Genomic DNA, 19,961 nt, shown 5'->3' on the forward strand with positions numbered 1-19,961 from the left:
CCCTGCGTCCCCATCGCAGGGTATGTACGCTTCTGCGCGCCGCCGCCCAGCCGGAAAGCCCCCGGCCCTTGTCCGAATAGTCTCAGTATACCCTCCGCCGGGCCGGATTGCAACGATTCCCACCGGGGAGGAAGGCTCAATTTTTTCTCAATACACCTCCAGCCGCAGGACTGCTGCGGTGATATCGTCGGGGCGGCCGGTGTTCTCGGCCCGGGCCCGGGCCGTGTCCACCAGCTCCCGCGCGATCTTGTCGGGGCTGTCCCCGGAGGCCCCGGCCAGTTCCAGCTGTTTGAGGACCCAGCCGCTGCCGTCCACCAGCAGGCCGTCCGACACCAGCACTGCCAGGTCGCCCGCAGCCAGGTGCACCACCCGGCTCTGGCCATTCACCGCCCCAGCCACTCCCACCGGCAGGCTGGGCTCGCCCACCGCCCGGGCCTTGCCGCCATGGACGATAAACCCGGGGGCCGCCCCGGCTTTAAAGAGCCGGGCTGTGCCGGTGTAGAGGTCGACGCTGATGAGGTCCAGGGTGGCGCCGCTCTCGTCCTCGCTCTTGAGGGCCAGAGCCACATTCACCAGCCGGGCCGCCAGTTCGGCGGTAAAACCAGCCTTGAGCAGCCGGCCGGTGAGCTCGGCGGCCAGGTTGCCGTCCACGGCGGCGGGGCGGCCGGTGCCCATCCCGTCGCAGAGGATCATCTGGGCCGCCCCGGGGCTGCAAAACTGCTGCACCGCATCCCCCGAAACATCCCCCCGGGCGGCGGTGCCCGCTGCGCCGAACACCGCCCGCAGCAGGGGCCGCTCGGTAAAGATCAGGGTGGTGATCCCCTTGCAGGTGAGTTTCTGGGGGGTCTCGAGGCCCCGGCGGCAGATCCGCCCCACCTCCTGGGCCAGAGCCGACAGCTCCGCCTGGCTGAACCGGGCCCGGGGCAGGGTGACGGCAGCCCGGGTCCGGCCCAGGTTGTCCAGGGTGACGGCGCACTCCAGGGGCGGCATCCCCAGAGAGGAGAAAAAGGCCGCCACCCGCCCCGATTTGTAGGGCTCGGGGCTGCCCGGCGTGCCGATCTGGTCGCTGAGCACCGAGAGGGCCTGGGCCACCGCGCCGTACTGCTCGGTCAGGGCGCTGCGCATCGCCTCTGCGTGGATCCGGGCCTCCTGACGGCTGCGGTAGAGGGCAAAGGACCGGGTCACCGTCCCCGACAGGGCCGCCGGGTGGATGCACCGGGCCAGCTGGCCGGGCAGGTCCTGGACCTCTACATGCTCCTTTTCTTCCAGAATGGGCTTTAACGCCTGCATGCCGTCCAGAGTGACGGCGTATTCTTTGTTCCAACATTCCTCCTTTCGCCCGCAGTTGGCGCAGAGGGTGTCGTGGGTGTTGTCGATCACCCAGCGGAAACTCTCACACCGGTGGGGCAGGGTGTCATAAACCTGGTTCACCGTCTCAGCCAGAGAGGACAGGCTCTCGGCCACCGCTCCCAGCCGGGTGGCGGCGGCAGAGAGCTGGGGGCGGCCCGCGTGTTCGGTCGGATCGTGTCGAAGGCTGACGTCCCGGAGCAGCAGGCGGCGGGGCGTCAGCCCAAATAGCCCCGCCGAAACACCCACTGCCCCTAAGTAGGCGAAGGCGCTTCCAGGTGGTTGGACACAGAGGGCCCCTGTCAAACAGCCGCCCCCATAGGCCGCCAGACAGAGCAGCTTGTCCCCCGGGGCCAGCAGAGCCGCCGCTGTGCCGCAGCCAAGGCCCGCCGCGGCAAAGGCCAGCTGTCCGTCCGCCGCACAGAGGGCCGCCCCGCAGACCGCCGCCCCGGCCAGAGCCTCGGCCCCCCGGCCCCGGCAGCAGAGGACCAGTTCCACCAGGGCGCAGACCACCACCCCCAAACTCAGGGGCCCCAGCCAGATGCTGCCCAGGGCACAGACCACACCCGCCGCCAGCACCAGCCGCCCGGCCCCCTGTTTTTCAGGCGGGGAATGCCGCAACGCCCATCCGATGGCCCCCGCCAGCAGCGCGTCGGCCCCGCTCTGCCAGAGACCGGATAGCCCTAGGTAAGGGGAAAAACAGGCCGCGGATACCAAAAGCGCGCCGCCCCCGGCCAGGGCCGCGGGCAAAAACCGCCGGGGCCAGAGCCACCGGGCCACCACCGCCGCCCCCACGGCGCAGATGAGACCCACCGCCCGCACCCCGCCGCCCCGCAGCAGGAGGGCCAGCACTGCACCCACCGCACAGGCGGCAAAACAATCTTCTCCGGCGCCCAGGGTCAGCCCCAGGCCAAAGGGCATCAGCGCCCCATACAAGACGGCCCACCCACCGGCAAAACCGGCAGCCAGTGCCCCGCACCGGCGAAGCACCGGCCCCACGGCCCGCCATTTATCCAGCGGCGACGCCAGCGGCCGCGGCAGTTGAAGCTCGGTCCCAAAGGTTTTTTCCATGATGTACTCCCCGCTTTCTTGGCGGGTATGTTCTAGCTGTCCCGCCTGCTGCATATACTCTAGCAGGCCCAGAGCGCGCTTTTTGCCGCTGTGCAGAGAAGTGCCATCCTCCCGGCAAAAGATATAAAAGATTCGCAAAGGCGCAAAAAAGCCCCGGCCTCTGCCCCCATCGGCGGCGAAAGGACGGGGCGGGCCATTTCCGGCCTTTTTCCGGCCCAATGCGCCGCCCAGACCAAAAAAGCCCTGCGGCGCAGGGCTTTCTTTTTTATTCTAATAGGTTTAGGCGCTCAGCTTGGCCAGGGCGGCAGACAACCGCTCCAGGGTTTTCTCCCGGCCCATCATGCAGGCCAGGTCCACGCCGCCGCCGGGGGTGCGGCTCTTGCCGGACAGGGCAATGCCCAGGGGGTAGAGCAGCCAGCCGTTTTTCTTGCCCAGCTGCTCGGCCAGGTTCTTGCAGGCCTCAAAGACGGCGTCACGGTTGGCGAAATCCAGGGCCGGGTCGCTCAGCAGGGGCTGGAGGGCCTCCAGGGCTTCCTTGGCAGACTCGGGGGTAGTCTTCTGCTTCTTGTTGGCGTAGAGACTCACGTCGTACTCGGTCATCTGGTCGAAGAAGTCCAGCTGCTCGGGGATCTCGCCCAGCACCTCGCACCGGGGCTGGAGGTTGGCGCAGAGGAGCTTTTTGTCGATGGGGCTCTTGACGGCCTGATCGATCCAGGGCTCGGCCTTCTTCAAAAACTCCTCGGCGGGCAGACGGCGGATATACTCGGCGTTGATGGCCCGCAGCTTGAGGGGGTCAAAGATGGCGGGGGACTTGGAGATGCCGGCGGGATCCCAGATCTTGACCAGCTCGGGCAGGGTAAAGATCTCCTGCTCGGCGTACTCGCCCCGGGGGCTCCAGCCCAGCAGGCAGATATAGTTCAGGATGGCCTCGGTCAGGTAGCCCTTGGCCACCAGATCCTGGTAGCTGGCGTCGCCGTTCCGCTTGGACAGCTTATTCTGGGCGTCCTTCATGACCGGGGGGCAGTGGATATAGGCCGGGATCTCCCAGCCGAAGGCCTCGTACAGCAGGTTATACTTGGGGGTGGAGGAGAGGTACTCGCTGCCACGGATGACGTGGGTGATCCCCATCAGGTGGTCGTCCACCACGTTGGCAAAGTTATAGGTGGGCATCCCGTCCGACTTGATCAGGATCTGGTCGTCCATCTCGCTGTTGTTGACCTCGATGTGGCCGTAGACCATATCGTCGAAGCCGGTGACCCCGGTGCGGGGGATCTTCTGGCGGATGACGTAGGGCTCGCCAGCCTCCAGCCGGGCGGCCACTTCCTCGGGGGGCAGGTCACGGCAGCAACCGTCGTAGTGGGTCATCTCGCCCCGGGCCCGCTGCTCGGCGTGGAGGGCGTCCAGCCGCTCGGCGGAGCAGAAGCAGTAGTAGGCCTTGCCCTCGGCCACCAGCTGCTCGGCGTACTGCTTGAACATCCCCATCCGCTCGCTCTGAACATAGGGGCCCACCGGGCCGCCGATATCCGGGCCCTCGTCCCAGATAAGGCCGGTTTCACGGCAGGTATTGTAAATCACATCGACCGCGCCCTCCACATAGCGCTCCTGGTCGGTGTCCTCGATGCGCAGGATAAAGGTGCCGTCCTCGTGCTTGGCCATCAGATAGGCATAGAGGGCGGTGCGCAGGTTGCCCACGTGCATATAACCGGTGGGCGAGGGCGCAAAACGGGTGCGGACTTTGTTGGTTGGCATAAAATTACGCTCCTTCGGCAGACAATTTCGGGCGGGCGGCCCGGACAAAACCCCGGGCCGGATGCACGTTTAGTTTAATCTTTGACAGCCGGTTTGTCAACCGGGCCCGCGCTTGACAGCACCCCCCAAACGTGCTATGCTGGCTTTATATATCAAAAACCAACTGGACAAGCTGCCGCCCTCCGGGCGGCACCGGCCGCGAAGGAGTATCGATATGAGCGAACAAGCACCGCGCAGAAAGCGCATTTTATCCGGCATCCAGCCCACCGGCACCTTTACGCTGGGCAATTACATCGGAGCCGTCCGCAACTGGGCCAAGCTGCAGGACGAGTTTGACTGCCTGTATATGGTGGCCGACCTCCACGCCCTGACCGTCCGCCAGGTGCCCGCCGAGCTGCGCCGCCACACCCGGGAGGCCGCCGCCATGCTGCTGGCCGCCGGCATCGACCCCAAGCAGAGCCTGCTCTTTGTCCAGAGCCATGTGCCCGCCCACACCCAGCTGAACTGGATTTTCTGCTGCAACAGCCAGTTCGGCGAGCTGAGCCGGATGACTCAGTTCAAGGACAAGAGCGCCAAGCACCCCGACAATGTCAACGGCGGTCTGTTCACCTATCCGGCCCTGATGGCGGCGGATATCCTGATCTACAACGCCGACTTAGTCCCGGTGGGCCAGGACCAGACCCAGCACCTGGAGCTGGCCCGGAACATCGCCCAGCGGTTCAACAACGCTTACAGCCCCACCTTCACCCTGCCGGAGGGCTATGTCACCAAAGAGGGCGCCAAGATCATGTCTCTGGCCGAGCCCACCCGCAAGATGAGCAAGAGCGACACCAATCAGAACAGTTTTGTTCTGATGACCGACGACAAGGACGCCATCCTGCGCAAGTTCAAGCGGGCTGTCACCGACTCGGAGGGGGTTGTCCGCTACGCCCCCGCCGAAAAGCCGGGCGTCTCCAACCTGATGTGCATCTACAATGTGTTCACCGGCAAGGAGATGGCCGAGATCGAGCGGGAGTTCGAGGGCAAGGGCTACGGCGATTTCAAGCAGGCCGTGGGCGAGACCGTGGCCGACGCGCTGGCCCCCATCCAGGGCGAGTACAACCGCATCCTGGCCGACACCGCCTATGTGGACGGCATCCTCACCGAAGGCGCCGCCGGCGCTTCCCGCCTGGCGGACCGCATGATTCAGAAAGTATATAAGAAAGTGGGCCTTTTGCAGCTGTAAGCAACCCGCCCTGCTCCTGCGCCGGCCCCCCGGCTGCCCTTTGCGGCGGCCCGGGGGCCGCGCTGTTTCACCAGTTTTCGCTGTTTTTTGAGCCAGGCAGAAATATACTCAGGGGAATATTTACAGTTTTTGTCGAATCGGCTCGTAAACATTGACGATTTCGGTCTTTTTATGTATACTGAACAGGACAGGAATTTACAATTTTTTCCTGTTTTCAACCTTCTGTAAAGCATCTGCCGGGCATCATCCCGGCGGTGAAGATAGACTAAACAAAGGAGATGTACCATGAAAAGCACTGGCATCATCCGCGGCGTGGACTCTCTGGGCCGGATCGTCCTGCCCAAGGAGCTGCGCAACACCCTTCAGCTGGACACCAACACGAAACTCGAAATCTTTGTAGACGGCGATACCATCCTGCTCAAAAAATACCATCCCGCCGGGGCCTGCGACTTCTGCGGCGAGAACGTCCCGGGGATCATCAATTTCGGCAACTGCTGTATCTGCCCGGCCTGCCGGCGCAAGATCGGCTCGATGTAAGCCGCCCCACGGCGGCAAAGGAGCTGCACTATGAGTACCTTGACCTATGGTTCCATCCCCTCCAGCGCGGCGGGCCGCCAGATCAACGTGCTGCGCTGCACCCCGGACACCCCGCCCCGGGCCATCGTTCAGCTGACCCACGGCATGGTGGAGTATATCGGCCGGTATGAGGAGCTGGCCCGCTATCTGGCGGACCGGGGCTTCGCCGTCATCGGCCACGACCATCTGGGCCACGGCGGTTCCATCCGCACCCCGGCGGACTACGGCTATTTCGCCCGTCCGGACGGCAACCGCACCCTTTTGGAAGATCTGCACAACGTCACCCGGCTGGCCAAAACCGAATGGCCGGGGCGGCCGGTCTTTCTGCTGGGGCACAGCATGGGCTCCTTCTACGCCCGGCAGTACCTGTGCGACTACGGCACCGAGCTTTCCGGGGCCATCCTGATGGGCACCGGACACCAGCCCCTGGTGATGGTTCAGGGCGGGCGGGCCCTCTGCCGGGTGTTGGCCGCCCTCCACGGCTGGCACCATCGGAGCGAGCTGGTGAACAAGATGGCTTTCGGGGCCTTCAACCGGGCCTTTGAACCTGCCCGCACCTCCAGCGACTGGCTCAACCGGGACCCCGCCGAAGTGGACCGCTATCTGGCCGAGGAGCGCTGCACCTTTATCTTCACCCTGAACGGCTATTACAGTATGTTTACCGGCATCGCCCGGCTCCACGACAAGCGGGTGCTGGCCAAGATGCCCAAAAATCTGCCGGTGCTGCTCCTTTCCGGCGACGCCGATCCGGTAGGCGAGAATGGCCGGGCCGTCCAGCGGGCCGCCGAAAGCCTGCGCCGGGCCGGTCTGGGCCGGGTGAGCGTCAAGCTCTATCCCGGGGCGCGGCATGAGCTGCTGTTGGAGCTGAACCGTCGGGAGGTGTTCGGAGACATCGCCGGGTGGATCGAAAAACAGCTGGCCAACTGAACCTTAACAAAAAACACGCCCTTCTGCCAAGCCGCAGAGGGGCGTGTTCGTTTTGGGTTGAATTTTTATTCCTCCGGCCGCAGACCCTTGACATAGGTCTCGCTGGTTTTTACCAGATTCAGCAGGCTGGGGGTATAGAGGGGAAACTCCCGGGTCAGGCTCTCGGTGGTCATGGACAGGGGAGTGGTGTCATGGAGGCCCTCGGCGCCGTGGACATCCACGCCCCGCAGAGCCGCCCCCACATTGGCCTCGGCCATATGCATCACGGCGTCCGAATAGCCCGCCCAGCGCTGCTCATCCACCCGGAACATACTGGGGGCGTTGTGGGGCTCGGCGGAATAGAGCATCCGGAACATTTTGTACACCGCCATCATCAGATAGGCGCTGACCTCGTTGACCAGGGCTTTGTTGTGGCACTGGCCCACTTTAGCGTAGAGGACGTTCAGGCTGTTAGAAATCAGCTTTTTATTCATGGTGGGCAGCACGCTGCCGTGGTAGATGCTGTCCTTCATCTTGTCCGGGCTGGGGATATCCTCCGGGGCGATCATGCTGCCGTTGCGCTCGGCGCTGCGCCCCAGCAGGTAATCGCAGGAGACGCCGTAGTAGTCCGCCACCCGGACGACGAAATCCAGCCCGCACTCGCGGATGCCTTTTTCGTAGTGGGAGAGCAGCGCCTGGGAGACGCCCAAGTCGTCTGCGGCCTGCTTCTGGGTGATGCCGCGCTCGTTGCGCAGCAGTTTGATAATGCGGTTGAACTCCATAATTGACGGCTCCTTCTGCCAGAGGATAGGTGCGGAGGGCACTTCCTTTTGTTTTGGTTTACAGCAGGTTGATTATACACAACCAAAAACGATTTGTAAAGAAAAATTGGTCAAATTTTTCTGAAACAACGTGGATTTTGTCAAACCTCTTGCCGGGGGTGCTACATCTATGGTACACTGTGGGCGAAAAACCGCACATTTTGTGGCCGGGCCGGAGAGGCTTTTCGGCCGCGATTTTTTGTTTCTCTACTTTTTATAAAGGGGTGTTTGTGTGAAAACCTTCAAACTGCATCTGATTCGCCACGGTCTGACGGCGGGCAACCTGGAGGGCCGGTACATCGGCAGCGGGACGGATATCCCCCTGTGCGACGAGGGCCGGGCTCAGCTGGCCGATTTGAAAGAGCGGTTCGAGTACCCGGCGGTGGACACCGTCTTTTCTTCCCCTATGATGCGGGCGGTGGAGACGGCAAACCTTCTGTTCCCGGGGGCGACCCACCAGTTCTCGGTGCACGATCTGCGGGAGGCCGGGTTCGGCGTATTCGAGAACCGGCCGGTGAAAGAGCTGGTGAAGGACCCAGATTTCCAGAAATGGATTACCCCGGGCGCTGGCTACACCCCGGAAGGGGCTGAGCCCACGGCGGATTTCCACCGGCGGTGCGGCGAGTCGCTTTTGAAGCTGTTCGAGTATATGATCCGGATGGACGTGACCGAGGCTGCCTGCGTGACCCACGGCGGCGTGATCGTCAGCATGCTGAGCCAGCACGCCCTGCCCAGCCGCCGCCCCGAGCAGTGGATGGCGGACCCCGGCTGCGGCTACACCTTGCAGACGGATGTCCAGCTGTGGATGCGGGACAAACTGGTGGAAGCCATCGACATCGTACCCTTTGGGTATGCGGATACCCTGCGGGGCCAGGCCGAAGCCGAGGAGATCTGAAACCTTGTCCTCTTGCGCTGGCCGGTTTTCGCGGCGGGACGCGCTGCGCCCTTGCGAAAATCGGAGCGCGGCGCCAACAACGCCTCGCTGCATCCGCCACTGGCGGCGCTTCGGCGTTGTTGCCCTGCGGGGCCAGGCCGAGGCCGAGGAAATTTAACGGAACAGGGAACTTTTTCCAATCGCATTTTGGGGCGGCCCGTGTGTTGACACGGGCCGCCTCTTTCGATACAATGACGCAGGGTCGTGCTTTTCCGCCCCAAAACTCCCCTTATTCCAGGAGGTAATCCCTTGCGTTTTTCCCCTTGTTTTCCGCGCCGCCAATTCCTTAAGTACGCCGGCGTTTCTTCTCTGGCGACGGTCTCCGGCAGCCTTTTGACCGGTTGTGCCTCCCACCCCGGCGGCGAGGAGGATACTCCCTTTGGCATCCCTCAGCAGATCACCGCAGGCGGGCAGCTGCTGGCCACGGTGACCCTCGAGAGTCTGCGGACCGAGCCCATCGGCATCCGCATCAATGAAATCACCGAGCTGTTGGGCGCAGCGTTCCCCGACATTCCCTTCAACCCCAGCATCACAGGATTGACGGGGCTTGTCCGGGTGATGCCCCAGGCAATGATTGAGAGCAGCGGCGGGCTTTTGCTGGTGCTGCCTTATTTTACCAACCGGCAGCTCCGTCTTGTGGTAGGGCGGCTGGCTGGCCCGGCTCTGCGCAACAACCGCGACGCTCTGTGCGGGCAGCTCACAGCTCTTCTGAACGAACATGACCCCGAATTGCGGGCCCTGCTCCGGGACGCCATTGGCGGCATCCTGACCCCTTCGGCCCAGGAGCAGAACGAGCGGTTCCTGGACCGTCTGATAAAAAAGCTCCTTGACAGTCTTTCAGAAAATCAGCGACGCCAGCTGGTGGAGGCCATCGTGGGCCTGCTGAAGGATCTTTTGGCCCAGACATCCGACACCGTGCACCTGCTGATGGTAAAAGGCAGCTTCGACGCCCGATCCGGCGCCAGCGACATCGACGTCGGACTCCACGCTGCCGCCCTGGCCTATACCCTGTACGACGATGGGAGCGAGCCTCCGCTGCTGGCCGACCTGGTTCCGGCTGGGGAATCCCGGCTGGGCGCGCTCCCCCTGGGAGCGGGGCGGCGCTGGCGCTCCGCCACCCTACGCATCCTGCCCCGCCGACTGGCCCTGAGTCTCGACACAGCCACCCTTCTCCTGGGCTGGGATGAGATCTACCCCCTGGTGTTTGCCGCCGCCCGGATCTTGTTCGGCGAAAAAGCCGGCTGCCTGGCCGTCCCCCTCTATGACCTGGTGCTGAGCTCCTTTGACAGTCTCCAGTATCGGGTGGAAGAGCCGCCCGACGCCGTGCCCGCGGTCTTTCGGCTGCGCCGCCGCCACATCAGCAGCACCCTCTGAAAAGCGGGGCGGGGAGCGGGGAAGAACCAGTTTTCACAATTTTCATATTTGTGTAATTTTTGTGTTGACAGAGCCCAATCCTTTCAGTATAATATCGACGGTCTGTATATTTTTTCGATTGGTGTGTTTCTTTCCAAGTTAAATCAGGAGGTATCCCCCCTATGGCTTTGTCAATTTCGCGCCGCAGCTTCATGAAGTGTGTCGGCATCACCGCTTTCGCCACGGCCACCGGCACCCTGATGACGGGGTGCGCCCCTGCGTCCATTGTCGGCGGTTTTGGCGGGTCGATCTCACTTTCCGAAGACGGTGGTACTCCCCTCGCCAACATCTCCCTCACCGGCATGGACTGGTCCCCCTTCAACGTCAGTATCTCGGATATTGAGAGCGAGTTGGGCATTGATCTTCCCGGCGTTGATTTCAATTTCTCAGGCATCAGCTCCGTGCTGGGTTTTGGTTGTGCTATGCCCAAGGGCCGGATTGAGAATACCTCCGATAAAACCCTGGTCATTCTGCCCTATTTTACGGATGAAACGTTGGACGAAGTGTTCCAAAAACTGGTTTTGCCTCTGGTAAATGGTTATGACGAGGAGCTTGAAACAAAGCTTTACTCCTACCTTTCTACGCCCTCTGTGGAGGAAACAGTTGCCAACGCCCTCCGTGATCTGCTCAAGCAGAAAGCTGCGGAAGTCGGTGAATGGCTGAAAATCATTGTAGACCTCTTAAGCAGTGACTTCACAAAAACTTTGGTGCAGAAGACCCTTCCTGAAGTCACTCTTAGAAATTATCTAACAAATGGTTCCCCTGAAATAAATATCTTTGGCAAGCGGTTCAAGATTTCGGGAATTCCTGAATGGAGCGACTCCATCCAGAAACCTATTCTCGAGGAAATTTGTAAATTGATTGACAACAACCTTCTCCAGGTATCTGATATATTCCGCATCCTGATGGTTCAGGGTGTTTTTGACAAGCAGCTGAAAGAGAGCAAAACTGACCAGTTCCTCAACGCAGCGGCGGCTGGTTACACGCATCTGCGGGCAAATACCCCGCTTATGGTAAACACCATCGATGTTGGCGGCGCCAAGGCGGGCGTTTTGGGTTTCCCGGCATACCGCAACTGGACTTCGCTGGATATGCATTTTACCTCTCGGAAGCTCGCACTTTCTTTGGAAAAAGGCTACTCTCTCTCTTGGGAAACGGTTGCTCCGCTCGTAATCGAAGCAGTCATCTATCTCATTCACGGAGGAGTCAATCGCTTTGCCGGTCCTCTTGTCGATGTTATTACAGAAAACGGTTTGCTTGAAAAGATGAACTTCTCCGTTGAGGGCGTCACCGCTCACACTACCGTTTCTTTCAATGAAGCTACGTTCTAAACGTGCCTGCACCAGCGGCTCTTTAGGTGCTGCTACAAGGAGGTTTTGTTATGTCAAAGAATTTCTCTCGCCGCGCCTTTCTGAAAGGCGCTGCCGCCCTGTCTCTGGCTGCTGCATCTGCCACTCTGCTGACCGGCTGCTCGCTGGACGATGTGGCTAATCTCTTTGGCCCGCAAAAAGGAGTGCTCACCGACGGAGATTTCTCCTGCTTTATAACCTTAAAAGGCTGCCAGTATAACCCTTATTATGTTACTCTCAGCCCCCAGCTGGAAGTTAAGTCTCAGTTTGTCGACCCAGTGGAGCTTGCTACCACACCCGACAGTAGCAAAGCTTATCAGATCATTCCCACCTTTACATATATTGGCAGCGACCAGCCCCTTACTTTTGAAATCGGCCGTGGTTTTGAGAATGATCCCGTTGCCCCCGGCGAAACACAAACCGGTTACCTTGTGGTTGCAGTTGACCCGTCTGCCCAGTGGACTGGCGTAGTTCTGACTTTGACGCTCTATAAGAACGGCGATCCCAGCACTACAAGCAAAGCGATCAAATTTACTTTGAAAAAGTAAATTTGATAACTGGAAAAGCGATCTTTCATGTAAACACACTTTGCCGCCCACCCGTCTTTGTGCAGGGAGGGCGGCTTTTTCACCCAAAATTTGTAATTTTTGTAAAACCTGTACTACAACACCCCGTTTTTTTCTTCGGCCCGTCCCTTGACAAATCCTCCCAGTTCGTATAGAATCAGGGCATACCGATAGCACCATCCTGGTGCAAACCGTTGCCCCCAGCTTGGGGCGCACTTATAAGGAGGCTCTGTTATGTCTATGAATATCTCTCGTCGCTCTTTCATGAAAGGCGCCGCTGCTGCTTCTCTGGCTGTCGCTGCTTCCACCATGCTGACCGGCTGCGATATGCCCGATCTGGGCGGCATTTTCGGCGGCACCCGCACCAAGACCATTAAGCTTAAGGATGGCCAGACCGTTAACATTGCTCTGACCGGCTACAGCTATGACAGCTGGTTCTATCAGGCTCGTACGGAGTTTAAGATCGTAAATAACCTCAGTGGCGACCTCAAGATCTCCGATAGTACGTCGGGCATTACTGGCTATACTCTGGTTGTCGGGTATGACTCTTATGGTGATAACGGCGTAGTTACCGGTTTCGAAACTAGCAAGAGCGGCTTGATTGGTAAGACCATCGCAGCCGATGGTGACTTGACCGATAAGCTGACTCTCAATCTGAAAGCCAAGGGCGAGTGGTCCAAGGTCAAGCTGATCTTTACCGTTTATGACGCCACTGGTGCCGTTAGTGATCCCGTGGAGTTCTCCTTCGAGAACTAATTTTTATAGCACCAAATTTCTCTTTACCCGCCCTGCACCCGCAGGGCGGGCTTTTTTTGCTAAAAACACCTTTGTTATTTCTATGCACAATTTCACCCCATAAACCCAGCCATTCTTTAAAATTATTTCACTTCTATTGACTTTTTTGTGTATTTAGAATAATTTAATTATATCACCGCACATTTTTTAACAAAATAAAACTTGAGGAGGATTGTCTATGTCAAACATCACACGCCGCGGTTTTGTAAAATGCGTCGCCGCCTTAACCGCCTCCGCTGCCGCCTCGTCACTTTTGACTGGGTGCAATTGCCCCGCTTCCTCGGTCATAAATCCCCCTGAACATTTTTCTCCTGAAACAAAGGTCCTTCAACTGGATGATCAATATTATCTTGCGGTGTCCACTACATCCTACTCCCGCCAGCCCGATGGCAGACTCAAGCTTGATCTGACCATTGCCAACTATACAGAAGGAGCTATTGGTATTTTTGGTGCGAAATACCAGTTAATGAACTACTTTATGCTGGATGATATGGAAAGTCTATCCAACTTTTATGTTCAGCAATCATATATGTCGATAGAATTTTTTCAAGGTCAACTTCCCATTCCAGCCAACAGTGTTAAATCAGGCGAGCTAATTTTCCCCGACCCTGCAAGTTATGCCAAAGGAAATACTCCTGTTGACGAAAAGCTTAAGAACTGGAAAACGATAACTTTCATCTTGTACCTGATGGATACACAAACCTTCATGCCTATCGCTAAACAAATCGAGTTCTCTTTGCCTCATCTTTAAGTTAACCTTCATTTATTTTGAATACCAACTAAGGGAGAGACAACTATGGAAAATATTTCTCGTCGCATTTTACTTAAAAGTATTACAGCCGCCACTCTAACCGTGGCTGCCTCTGTTGTTTTAACCGGGTGCTGCACCCCGTCCATCCCTTCAGGTTTTTGCCCCGAAACACAGACCCTTTCCGTTCCAGAAGGAACTATGACAGTTTCTACCACCAAATTCTATAAAAACACAGAAGGGAATCTGGTTTTGGGTTTAAGTGTAAAAAATGATGTTGGAATGAGCATTCCCACCGGCACCCGATATCTGTGGAAAGTAGATTATACCTTCGATCACGACAAAGCATTCTCTGACGCATATCGACAGTACGCTTATTATTCAGGCAATTCCCCCAGCTGGTCTGTCACTTCTTTTCCGGCCGGCCAGCAAACTGAAACCGAATTAACCTTAGCAGACCCTTCTTCCCTCGTAAATCTCGTCTCTGATCCACTGTCCCGTAGTCGGTTTGAAAATTGGTCCAGCTTTTCTTTGACCGTTATTTTAGAAAGCCAGGGTACCGGCTTACCCTCGATTTCAGAAGAAATACGGTTTGATTTCTCTCGCCCCTGACAACCCTTTCTTCAGAGTATCCGCCCTGCACCCGCAGGGCGGGCTTTTTTGTCGTATCAGCTCCCTTTTCCTTGACAAATTTGACCATTTGGGGTACCATAAATGTAAGATGGTGTACTGTCTGCTGCACCGGAAAGGGGGTCAGGGGAGAGGATGAATCAAAAGATGACGCGGCGTGTTTTTTTGCGGAGAACCGCCGCATGTTCTGTTGTTTTGGCCGCCTGGGCCCTGGGCGGCTGCTCCCGGAACATTCCCGTGACTTATGTGCTGCCGGACGGAGAGCGAGCCATCGGCGGCGGAGTGTTCCAAACCCAGACTCTACGGGTGGATAGTCGGACCTGTACTCTGCGGGTAACCGACTGTTCTGTGGATAATCAGCGGAATTTGATTGTTGTTTCCCTGACCGTGGTGAACGATCTGGAGTTTGCCCTCTGCTTTAACAATCGGGGAACTGCCGCCACCCGGAAGGGCCAGCTGAGCCTGTCCGCTCACACCGATGGCAGTCCTTCGGAAGTCACCGTGTTGAGCAGTGCAGACGGCGGATTGGCCGGGGCTACCGACAACTTATCGGGCCGAATGGTGGAAGCAGGCAGCAGCGCCCAAGGAAAATTCTATCTTCGGGCAGATAATCCGAGCTGGGCCTCCCTGACCTTGGCCGTCCAGATGAACGACGGCGCCGGGCTGAAACAAGCCGTTTTCTGCCTGAGCCGCTAAACCATTAAAACATAAAAACCCTGTCTGCCTCGTTGCTAAAACCGGGGCGGACAGGGTTTTCTTTTATTCTTTTGGGGCTGATCCCCGTCGCTTTTACGGGGTGCTCAACTTTGCACCCGAAGCATCGGTGAGAATCAGCTGCTGGCCGGGCAGACTGCCCAGCAACGCGATGTAACTGCGGCCCGGCTGGATGGAGATGGCCTTGCCTCCGGAGTTGTAGATACTGAGGGTGGTATCCACCCCCTGGGTCCAGAGGATATTCCAGGCCTGGCCGCCGCTGAGATAGTAGCCGCCGCCCATGGTCAGATCATAGCCCCAGGTATGGCCATCGTCCCGCAGGGTGGGGGCGCTATACAGTACCAAAACGTTATCAAAGGCCGCTTGCTCGCCGGTATTGGCGTCAATGCGGGGGGCACCACCGGCATCGGCCATTCGGTAGACTCCGGCCTCGGCATCATAGGTAAATCCGGTGGCCGCCGTCTCAGAGAATTGTACCTCTATGCCAGCAACTCCTTCGGTTCCCGGCTCGCTCACCTCGCCGAAAGGCAGCAGAGCAGGCAGGGGAGCGGGCTCGGTGTCCAGAGCTTCGGACTGGGTCTGAGGGTCAATTTCCAGCCCGGCCAGAACACTGCTTAAACGACTGCCGCTGGTATACCAGGACAGGGCGTCCGGCTGGCCCCAAGCCCCCTCATAATAGAAAGCCGAGACCCCTACTTCCAGGGCGTCCACTGCACGCACGCCATATTCATCCAACAGGTTGCCCGCGTAGACCCCCGCTCCCCGCTGGACGGGGAGCACCTGTTGGGCCGCCAGCAGCTGCCAATAGAGGTCCTGGCCGGCAGCCACAGGCCCTACTTCGGGCACCGCTTCCACCGACGGCCAGACCAGGCAGAGGCTGGAGGATGTCTCCCCCTCGGTCAGGGCTTCCAGCACCAGGGAGGCATCGCCGATCCCCCGCAGATTGGCCCCGGCGTCACTCTGGACTGTCACGGCCGCCGGGCACCGGTCGGTCCATATAGCGGCCTGACCGGTCAGAGGATCCAGTGCGGCGGCGGGGGCGTCGGATGCGCCGGGCAGAGAGGGCAGACTGCACCCCACCAGCACCACCAGCGCCAGCCCGGCCAGAGCCAGGGCCGCCGCACAGAGCTTATTGTGTTTCATTGGTTCACCTTCCCGCCTGCATCAGACGCTGCCATAATCAAAATGATCCAGCGCGTCCACGTCCACCACAGCCAGGTAAGTTTTGCCCCGGTTAAACACCACCTGATCAGCCCCGTTCCAGACCGTCAGGGGCTGATCGGGAGCGGGTTTCTGCCACTGGCAGGCCAGCACTCGGCCGCGGGTGAAGTACCAGGCAGCCCCGCCCCCTGCATACTCGACACACTGGACGTCGGCGGAGTCGCCAGGGTAGGCTGCAATGGGCGCGAAGCAGACCAGCAGGTTGGCGAAGGCCAGCTGCTGGCCATTCAGCTCATCCACAGCCGCCTCGAAAGTTTTGGTCCGGGCGCTGTACATCTGCATGGTGTAGACCCGGTCGCTTCGGTCATAGGCAAATTTGCTCTGGTAGTTGGCCGAGTGATACACCAGAATATTCTCAGCCTCGGGGCAGTCGGTCATAGGGTTGATCTCCCCCTTGCGGTAGTCGGTAAAGGGGAAGAAGGTGGCATCATAGGCATAATTCAGCCCGATGCCGGCATTTTCCGCGGCCTGGCGGATCTCCGGCCCTGAGGTAAACTCGGTGTGCTCATAGGCCACTACGCCGCCCCGGCTGTCCCGGTGGGCTACATGGGGATGAGTGGGGGTGCTAAAGTAGCTCTTGCCGCCGATGTTCAGGTCCCAGTAGTTCCACTGTTTGATGTACTGGGTGCAGAAAATACTCTCGCCATCGTGGTAATAGAGACCCTGCCAGGGCATCAGCAGCTGGAGGAACTGATCCCGCCCGGAACGGATGGGCCCCACCTCAGGGATGGCGTCCACATTGCTGTACAGAGCGCAGAACCGGGAGATGTTGCCCTCCACCCGGCTCTCGATCAGCATCCCGGCATCGGACAGACCCCGCTGGGGTCGGGCGTTCTGGCGGGTGCTGTTGGAGATATTGTTGACCATGATACCGACAATCCGGGTATCGGCCGATCGGGCTTCGCCGGTGAGGGGGTCGGCCAGATAGGGGGGCAGGGCAGGCGCACTGGATGCGGCCGACGAAGATGCGGCCGAGGACGCCGCGCCGGAGGACGCCGCGCTGGAGGCCCCTTCTTCCATGCCCAGCAGGCGGCGGAGCCACGCCGGCCAGCCGGAACCCAGGGCGGCGCTGCGGGCGCTGCACCCAGCCAGCAAGAACCCGGTGGCCAGTACCCCCGAGCCGCGCAGAATCTGACGGCGTGTTAGCTTCATGTGCGATCCTCTCCTTTTCAGCAGGCCCGCGCGCAGGGCGCAATGGGGCCTGGTTTATGGCTGTATCTTGCCTCTGATTGTAGCGGTTTGACGCTCATTTGTAAAGAGGCAGTTGCTGCCAAAGTCCCCCCGACCACCGAAAATTTCACATTTCCTCTTGCTTTTTTGTTCCGGTTATGCTACAATTACTGGGCGGCATAGTTGCCGTGTGTTTATTTGCGCTCGTAGCTCAGTCGGTAGAGCATCTGACTTTTAATCAGAGGGCCTGGGATTCGAGTTCCCACGAGCGCACCAAAATCCCGCGATAAATCGTAAGATTTATCGCGGGATTTTTCTTTTTTCGGGCCGCTGCACATTTTTGCACATATTTTGCACATCGGCGGGGAAGGACCTTCACCCTTTGCATAGGCTGTATGAGGTGCATCAAAGGCGATTCGTCCATGGAATTTACGAGAACAGGAGACGGGCAAATTCCCGCTTTTGTTCGGGTTTCATCTGCCGGACCAGCTCCAAAAGGCTCTCTGCGGTCATTCCGGCAGTCCCAGCCGGGGCGGTTGGGGCGGCGGGAGAAGAAGCCGACTGATAAAAATTGGCCTCGATCTTTTCAGCCAGCTTGATCCGGGGCTTGTCCTGGGTGTGGGCGTAGGTGTCCATCAGGATGCCTGCGGTGGCGTGCCCGGTGTTTCCCTGGACCGATTTGAAGTCGCCCCCGGACTGCATCAGCTGATAGGTGGCGCTGGAGTGGCGCAGCCCATGAAAAACGATCTTCTCAAATTCAGGGTGCTTGTCCCGCCATTCCCGGTACCACTTGGACAGAGCTTCCGGGGCAACCGGCAGACCATTGGGAAGCCGAAACAGCTGACCGCAGTTGCGGTAGCGGCCGTCGGATTTGGCTTCGTCCTCCTTGAGCTTTTCAAGCCAGGCCAAGAGTTCATCCTTTAAAGGTTTGGTCATGTACAAAATACGTTGAGACTTTTTGGTCTTTGGCTTTTTCAGAATCAAGGAGGAAGTGCTGCCTTCCCGCTGGTCGGGGAACACATAGAGGATCTGGCTGGAGTCGGTCTTTTCCAGGGATACCTTATTGGTACGCTGCATGGAACGCCGCACAGCGACCGTTCCACGCCCATCGGCGGCTTCAAAGTCCAGATCTCCCGGCTGCAAACCGAGGATTTCACCGACTCGCAGCGAGAGGATCATGCTCAGGTGAACCGCTAGATGCAGAGCGGGATCCTCCATGGTCTGAAGGGCCGCCAGCATGGTGTGCTCGTCCCAGATGGCGCGTTCCTCCGAGGTGAACTTGGGTGCCTCGCGGGGAACAGGGGATTTGTGGATCAGGTCCCATTCGACTGCATAGGAAAACGCAGTCTTGAGCAGCGCATGAACTTCATGGATAGAAGCCGCAGTCAGGCAGCGTTTCTTTTGCTGGGCGGTCAGCTTTTGCTTCTTGCCTTGCTTGTACAGACCCTTGGGGGTCTGGCTCAGGGTGGTGTAGAACTGTTCCAGATCAAAGGTGCGTACATTCTGCACCTGTAATCCCCCAATGTAGGGGACGATCAGATTCTGCACCATTGCAACCGTATGCGTGTAGGTCTTGGGTGCCCACTTGTGCTTGCTGGACTGAATTGGAATCCACTTTTCCAGCAGTTCCTGGACTGTCATGGAATCGGGGATCAGGAAGGTGCCATCCTGCAATTCCTTTTCAATGGTAATCTTTCGCTCGGAGGCTTCCTTCTTGGTCTTGAAGGACTCCCAGCCTTCATGTTTTTTGCCCCGGTGATCAATATAGGTGTATCGGACGGAATAAGCGCTTCCGCGCTTCATAATGGATGCCATGGCTGAACCCTTTCTCAGAGGGCGGCAAACCAGGCATCGAAGCTCTGCCGGTTTACACGGATGCTGGTGCCGATGCGAACCACCCGGAAATCCTTGGTGGTGTTGCAAAGGTTATAGGCAGCGCGGGGAGAGATGGCCAACAGCTGGGCGATCTCCTCCACCTTGTAAACGAGAGGATCAAGTCTGGCTGCACGCGGTCTGCTTTGAGGTTCCACGGCAGGGTTTGGAGACACTTCCATTGTAGCGGATGCCGGACTGGATTGCAAGGTTTCACAGGCTAAATTTACGTTCTTGTGATAATTACTCAATTGCACGCTCCTTTGCGTCATCTTCATGGCAAACAGTTCCGAGTGAACTGTTTTCGTCCAGAAAGATATGGAAGAGGAAGGAGCTTTAGCTGAAAACTCCCTCCTATACTTTTGCCTGTGAAATTTTTTGTGCGGGAACTCAAAAATACGCGCCCGATCCGCCCTTCCGCCCAGATGCGCCCGGAACCGCCCGCCTGGGCGGCTCACAGGGCGGCAAAGCGGGCGGATATGATTTTTGAAAAATGACGGTATTACAATGAAAATAAGACGCTTTCCAGATGGGCGGGCGCGTAGGGCGGGAAATTTTCACTTCCCGGAGATTTTTTAATTCAGGGCGCAATCCGGGCGGACCGACACGCCCTTATAGCCCCGGTACTCGCCCCCGATGTGCTTCGAGAAGGTAAGGTTGTACTTGCCGGCACTCTTGAACAGAAACTGGCTGAATCGCTTCTGAGAGACGGGCGTCTCCAGATTTTCCATGCACCACTTGGAGTAGGCATAGAACAGATGCGTAGACCGGGCAGCTGCATCTTCGGCAAAACGAAGATACTTGTCCGAGGCCATGAACTGATCCAGATTATTCCCGTCGGCCATCACGGCTTC

The 19,961-nt window shown here is 58.7% G+C and carries 19 protein-coding genes and 1 tRNA gene; 12 read left to right on the top strand and 8 right to left on the bottom strand.

Translation table 11 applies throughout. From position 1 onward, the window contains the following. Nucleotides 1-147: 147 nt before the first annotated feature. The gene (locus JCM17207_RS13715) at nucleotides 148-2,418 is read right to left on the bottom strand and encodes a serine/threonine-protein phosphatase (RefSeq protein WP_282449841.1); all 2,271 of its coding nucleotides are present in this window, start codon (nucleotides 2,416-2,418) and stop codon (nucleotides 148-150) included. A 279-nt stretch (nucleotides 2,419-2,697) separates the two neighbouring features. Then, on the bottom strand, nucleotides 2,698-4,167 hold the full coding sequence (gltX, locus tag JCM17207_RS03900) for a glutamate--tRNA ligase (protein ID WP_238316355.1): 1,470 nt from the start codon (nucleotides 4,165-4,167) through the stop codon (nucleotides 2,698-2,700). A gap of 214 nt (nucleotides 4,168-4,381) precedes the next feature. On the opposite strand from gltX, the gene trpS reads away from it, so the two are divergent. The 3 genes from trpS (at nucleotide 4,382) to JCM17207_RS03915 (ending at nucleotide 6,895) form a co-directional block, all read left to right on the top strand. Then, nucleotides 4,382-5,392: a tryptophan--tRNA ligase gene (gene trpS / locus JCM17207_RS03905; protein WP_238316356.1), complete on the top strand. Its 1,011-nt coding sequence runs from the start codon at nucleotides 4,382-4,384 to the stop codon at nucleotides 5,390-5,392. 285 nt (nucleotides 5,393-5,677) lie between these two features. Then, nucleotides 5,678-5,929 (top strand): AbrB/MazE/SpoVT family DNA-binding domain-containing protein, encoded by a 252-nt coding sequence (locus JCM17207_RS03910; RefSeq protein WP_238316357.1) that lies wholly within the window; start codon nucleotides 5,678-5,680, stop codon nucleotides 5,927-5,929. Nucleotides 5,930-5,959: 30 nt separating this feature from the next. Further along, nucleotides 5,960-6,895: an alpha/beta fold hydrolase gene (locus tag JCM17207_RS03915; RefSeq protein WP_238316358.1), complete on the top strand. Its 936-nt coding sequence runs from the start codon at nucleotides 5,960-5,962 to the stop codon at nucleotides 6,893-6,895. 65 nt (nucleotides 6,896-6,960) lie between these two features. Here JCM17207_RS03915 and JCM17207_RS03920 read toward each other — a convergent pair whose 3' ends face one another. After that, nucleotides 6,961-7,656 (bottom strand): helix-turn-helix domain-containing protein, encoded by a 696-nt coding sequence (locus tag JCM17207_RS03920; protein ID WP_238316359.1) that lies wholly within the window; start codon nucleotides 7,654-7,656, stop codon nucleotides 6,961-6,963. A gap of 271 nt (nucleotides 7,657-7,927) precedes the next feature. Between JCM17207_RS03920 and JCM17207_RS03925 the strand changes: the two genes are divergently transcribed. From JCM17207_RS03925 to JCM17207_RS03960, 8 genes are all read left to right on the top strand, one after another. Further along, nucleotides 7,928-8,590: a histidine phosphatase family protein gene (locus tag JCM17207_RS03925; RefSeq protein ID WP_238316360.1), complete on the top strand. Its 663-nt coding sequence runs from the start codon at nucleotides 7,928-7,930 to the stop codon at nucleotides 8,588-8,590. 288 nt (nucleotides 8,591-8,878) lie between these two features. Next, the gene (locus tag JCM17207_RS03930; RefSeq protein WP_238316361.1) at nucleotides 8,879-10,003 is read left to right on the top strand and encodes a hypothetical protein; all 1,125 of its coding nucleotides are present in this window, start codon (nucleotides 8,879-8,881) and stop codon (nucleotides 10,001-10,003) included. Between the two features lie 161 nt (nucleotides 10,004-10,164). Continuing rightward, complete coding sequence (locus tag JCM17207_RS03935) at nucleotides 10,165-11,373, top strand: hypothetical protein (protein ID WP_238316362.1); 1,209 nt, start codon at nucleotides 10,165-10,167, stop codon at nucleotides 11,371-11,373. Nucleotides 11,374-11,423: 50 nt separating this feature from the next. Next, nucleotides 11,424-11,939, top strand: coding sequence for a hypothetical protein (locus JCM17207_RS03940; RefSeq protein ID WP_238316363.1), 516 nt, complete (start codon nucleotides 11,424-11,426; stop codon nucleotides 11,937-11,939). A 252-nt stretch (nucleotides 11,940-12,191) separates the two neighbouring features. Continuing rightward, complete coding sequence (locus JCM17207_RS03945) at nucleotides 12,192-12,713, top strand: twin-arginine translocation signal domain-containing protein (protein ID WP_238316364.1); 522 nt, start codon at nucleotides 12,192-12,194, stop codon at nucleotides 12,711-12,713. 217 nt (nucleotides 12,714-12,930) lie between these two features. Next, complete coding sequence (locus JCM17207_RS03950) at nucleotides 12,931-13,503, top strand: twin-arginine translocation signal domain-containing protein (protein ID WP_238316365.1); 573 nt, start codon at nucleotides 12,931-12,933, stop codon at nucleotides 13,501-13,503. Nucleotides 13,504-13,548: 45 nt separating this feature from the next. Continuing rightward, nucleotides 13,549-14,112, top strand: coding sequence for a hypothetical protein (locus JCM17207_RS03955; protein WP_238316366.1), 564 nt, complete (start codon nucleotides 13,549-13,551; stop codon nucleotides 14,110-14,112). Between the two features lie 165 nt (nucleotides 14,113-14,277). Next, nucleotides 14,278-14,826, top strand: a complete 549-nt coding sequence (locus JCM17207_RS03960) for a hypothetical protein (protein ID WP_238316367.1) — start codon at nucleotides 14,278-14,280, stop codon at nucleotides 14,824-14,826. Between the two features lie 93 nt (nucleotides 14,827-14,919). On the opposite strand, the gene JCM17207_RS03965 is transcribed toward JCM17207_RS03960, so the two are convergent. Then, the gene (locus tag JCM17207_RS03965) at nucleotides 14,920-15,987 is read right to left on the bottom strand and encodes a DUF3048 C-terminal domain-containing protein (RefSeq protein ID WP_238316368.1); all 1,068 of its coding nucleotides are present in this window, start codon (nucleotides 15,985-15,987) and stop codon (nucleotides 14,920-14,922) included. 21 nt (nucleotides 15,988-16,008) lie between these two features. Beyond that, nucleotides 16,009-17,217: a DUF3048 domain-containing protein gene (locus JCM17207_RS03970; RefSeq protein WP_238316369.1), complete on the bottom strand. Its 1,209-nt coding sequence runs from the start codon at nucleotides 17,215-17,217 to the stop codon at nucleotides 16,009-16,011. Between the two features lie 218 nt (nucleotides 17,218-17,435). On the opposite strand from JCM17207_RS03970, the gene JCM17207_RS03975 reads away from it, so the two are divergent. After that, nucleotides 17,436-17,511: transfer RNA gene (locus tag JCM17207_RS03975), tRNA-Lys, on the top strand. 153 nt (nucleotides 17,512-17,664) lie between these two features. Here JCM17207_RS03975 and JCM17207_RS03980 read toward each other — a convergent pair. The 3 genes from JCM17207_RS03980 to JCM17207_RS03990 form a co-directional block, all read right to left on the bottom strand. After that, entirely contained in the window at nucleotides 17,665-19,050 is a 1,386-nt protein-coding gene (locus JCM17207_RS03980) for a site-specific integrase (protein WP_373871918.1), read from the bottom strand. 14 nt (nucleotides 19,051-19,064) lie between these two features. Beyond that, a complete protein-coding gene (locus tag JCM17207_RS03985) occupies nucleotides 19,065-19,379 on the bottom strand; it encodes a helix-turn-helix domain-containing protein (RefSeq protein ID WP_238316530.1) in 315 nt (104 codons plus the stop codon). A gap of 303 nt (nucleotides 19,380-19,682) precedes the next feature. After that, the gene (locus tag JCM17207_RS03990; RefSeq protein ID WP_238316371.1) at nucleotides 19,683-19,952 is read right to left on the bottom strand and encodes a hypothetical protein; all 270 of its coding nucleotides are present in this window, start codon (nucleotides 19,950-19,952) and stop codon (nucleotides 19,683-19,685) included. Nucleotides 19,953-19,961 lie beyond the last annotated feature (9 nt).

Origin of the sequence: Faecalibacterium gallinarum (genome assembly GCF_022180365.1) — a bacterium.
Taxonomy (GTDB): domain Bacteria; phylum Bacillota; class Clostridia; order Oscillospirales; family Ruminococcaceae; genus Faecalibacterium; species Faecalibacterium gallinarum.

Coding starts and splice junctions, on each gene's coding strand:
- JCM17207_RS13715 (WP_282449841.1), bottom strand. CDS start 2,418: ATGGAAAAAACCTTTGGGACCGAGCTTCAACTGCCGCGGCCGCTGGCG.
- gltX (WP_238316355.1), bottom strand. CDS start 4,167: ATGCCAACCAACAAAGTCCGCACCCGTTTTGCGCCCTCGCCCACCGGT.
- trpS (WP_238316356.1), top strand. CDS start 4,382: ATGAGCGAACAAGCACCGCGCAGAAAGCGCATTTTATCCGGCATCCAG.
- JCM17207_RS03910 (WP_238316357.1), top strand. CDS start 5,678: ATGAAAAGCACTGGCATCATCCGCGGCGTGGACTCTCTGGGCCGGATC.
- JCM17207_RS03915 (WP_238316358.1), top strand. CDS start 5,960: ATGAGTACCTTGACCTATGGTTCCATCCCCTCCAGCGCGGCGGGCCGC.
- JCM17207_RS03920 (WP_238316359.1), bottom strand. CDS start 7,656: ATGGAGTTCAACCGCATTATCAAACTGCTGCGCAACGAGCGCGGCATC.
- JCM17207_RS03935 (WP_238316362.1), top strand. CDS start 10,165: ATGGCTTTGTCAATTTCGCGCCGCAGCTTCATGAAGTGTGTCGGCATC.
- JCM17207_RS03940 (WP_238316363.1), top strand. CDS start 11,424: ATGTCAAAGAATTTCTCTCGCCGCGCCTTTCTGAAAGGCGCTGCCGCC.
- JCM17207_RS03945 (WP_238316364.1), top strand. CDS start 12,192: ATGTCTATGAATATCTCTCGTCGCTCTTTCATGAAAGGCGCCGCTGCT.
- JCM17207_RS03950 (WP_238316365.1), top strand. CDS start 12,931: ATGTCAAACATCACACGCCGCGGTTTTGTAAAATGCGTCGCCGCCTTA.
- JCM17207_RS03955 (WP_238316366.1), top strand. CDS start 13,549: ATGGAAAATATTTCTCGTCGCATTTTACTTAAAAGTATTACAGCCGCC.
- JCM17207_RS03960 (WP_238316367.1), top strand. CDS start 14,278: ATGACGCGGCGTGTTTTTTTGCGGAGAACCGCCGCATGTTCTGTTGTT.
- JCM17207_RS03965 (WP_238316368.1), bottom strand. CDS start 15,987: ATGAAACACAATAAGCTCTGTGCGGCGGCCCTGGCTCTGGCCGGGCTG.
- JCM17207_RS03970 (WP_238316369.1), bottom strand. CDS start 17,217: ATGAAGCTAACACGCCGTCAGATTCTGCGCGGCTCGGGGGTACTGGCC.
- JCM17207_RS03980 (WP_373871918.1), bottom strand. CDS start 19,050: ATGGCATCCATTATGAAGCGCGGAAGCGCTTATTCCGTCCGATACACC.
- JCM17207_RS03985 (WP_238316530.1), bottom strand. CDS start 19,379: ATGACGCAAAGGAGCGTGCAATTGAGTAATTATCACAAGAACGTAAAT.
- JCM17207_RS03990 (WP_238316371.1), bottom strand. CDS start 19,952: ATGGCCGACGGGAATAATCTGGATCAGTTCATGGCCTCGGACAAGTAT.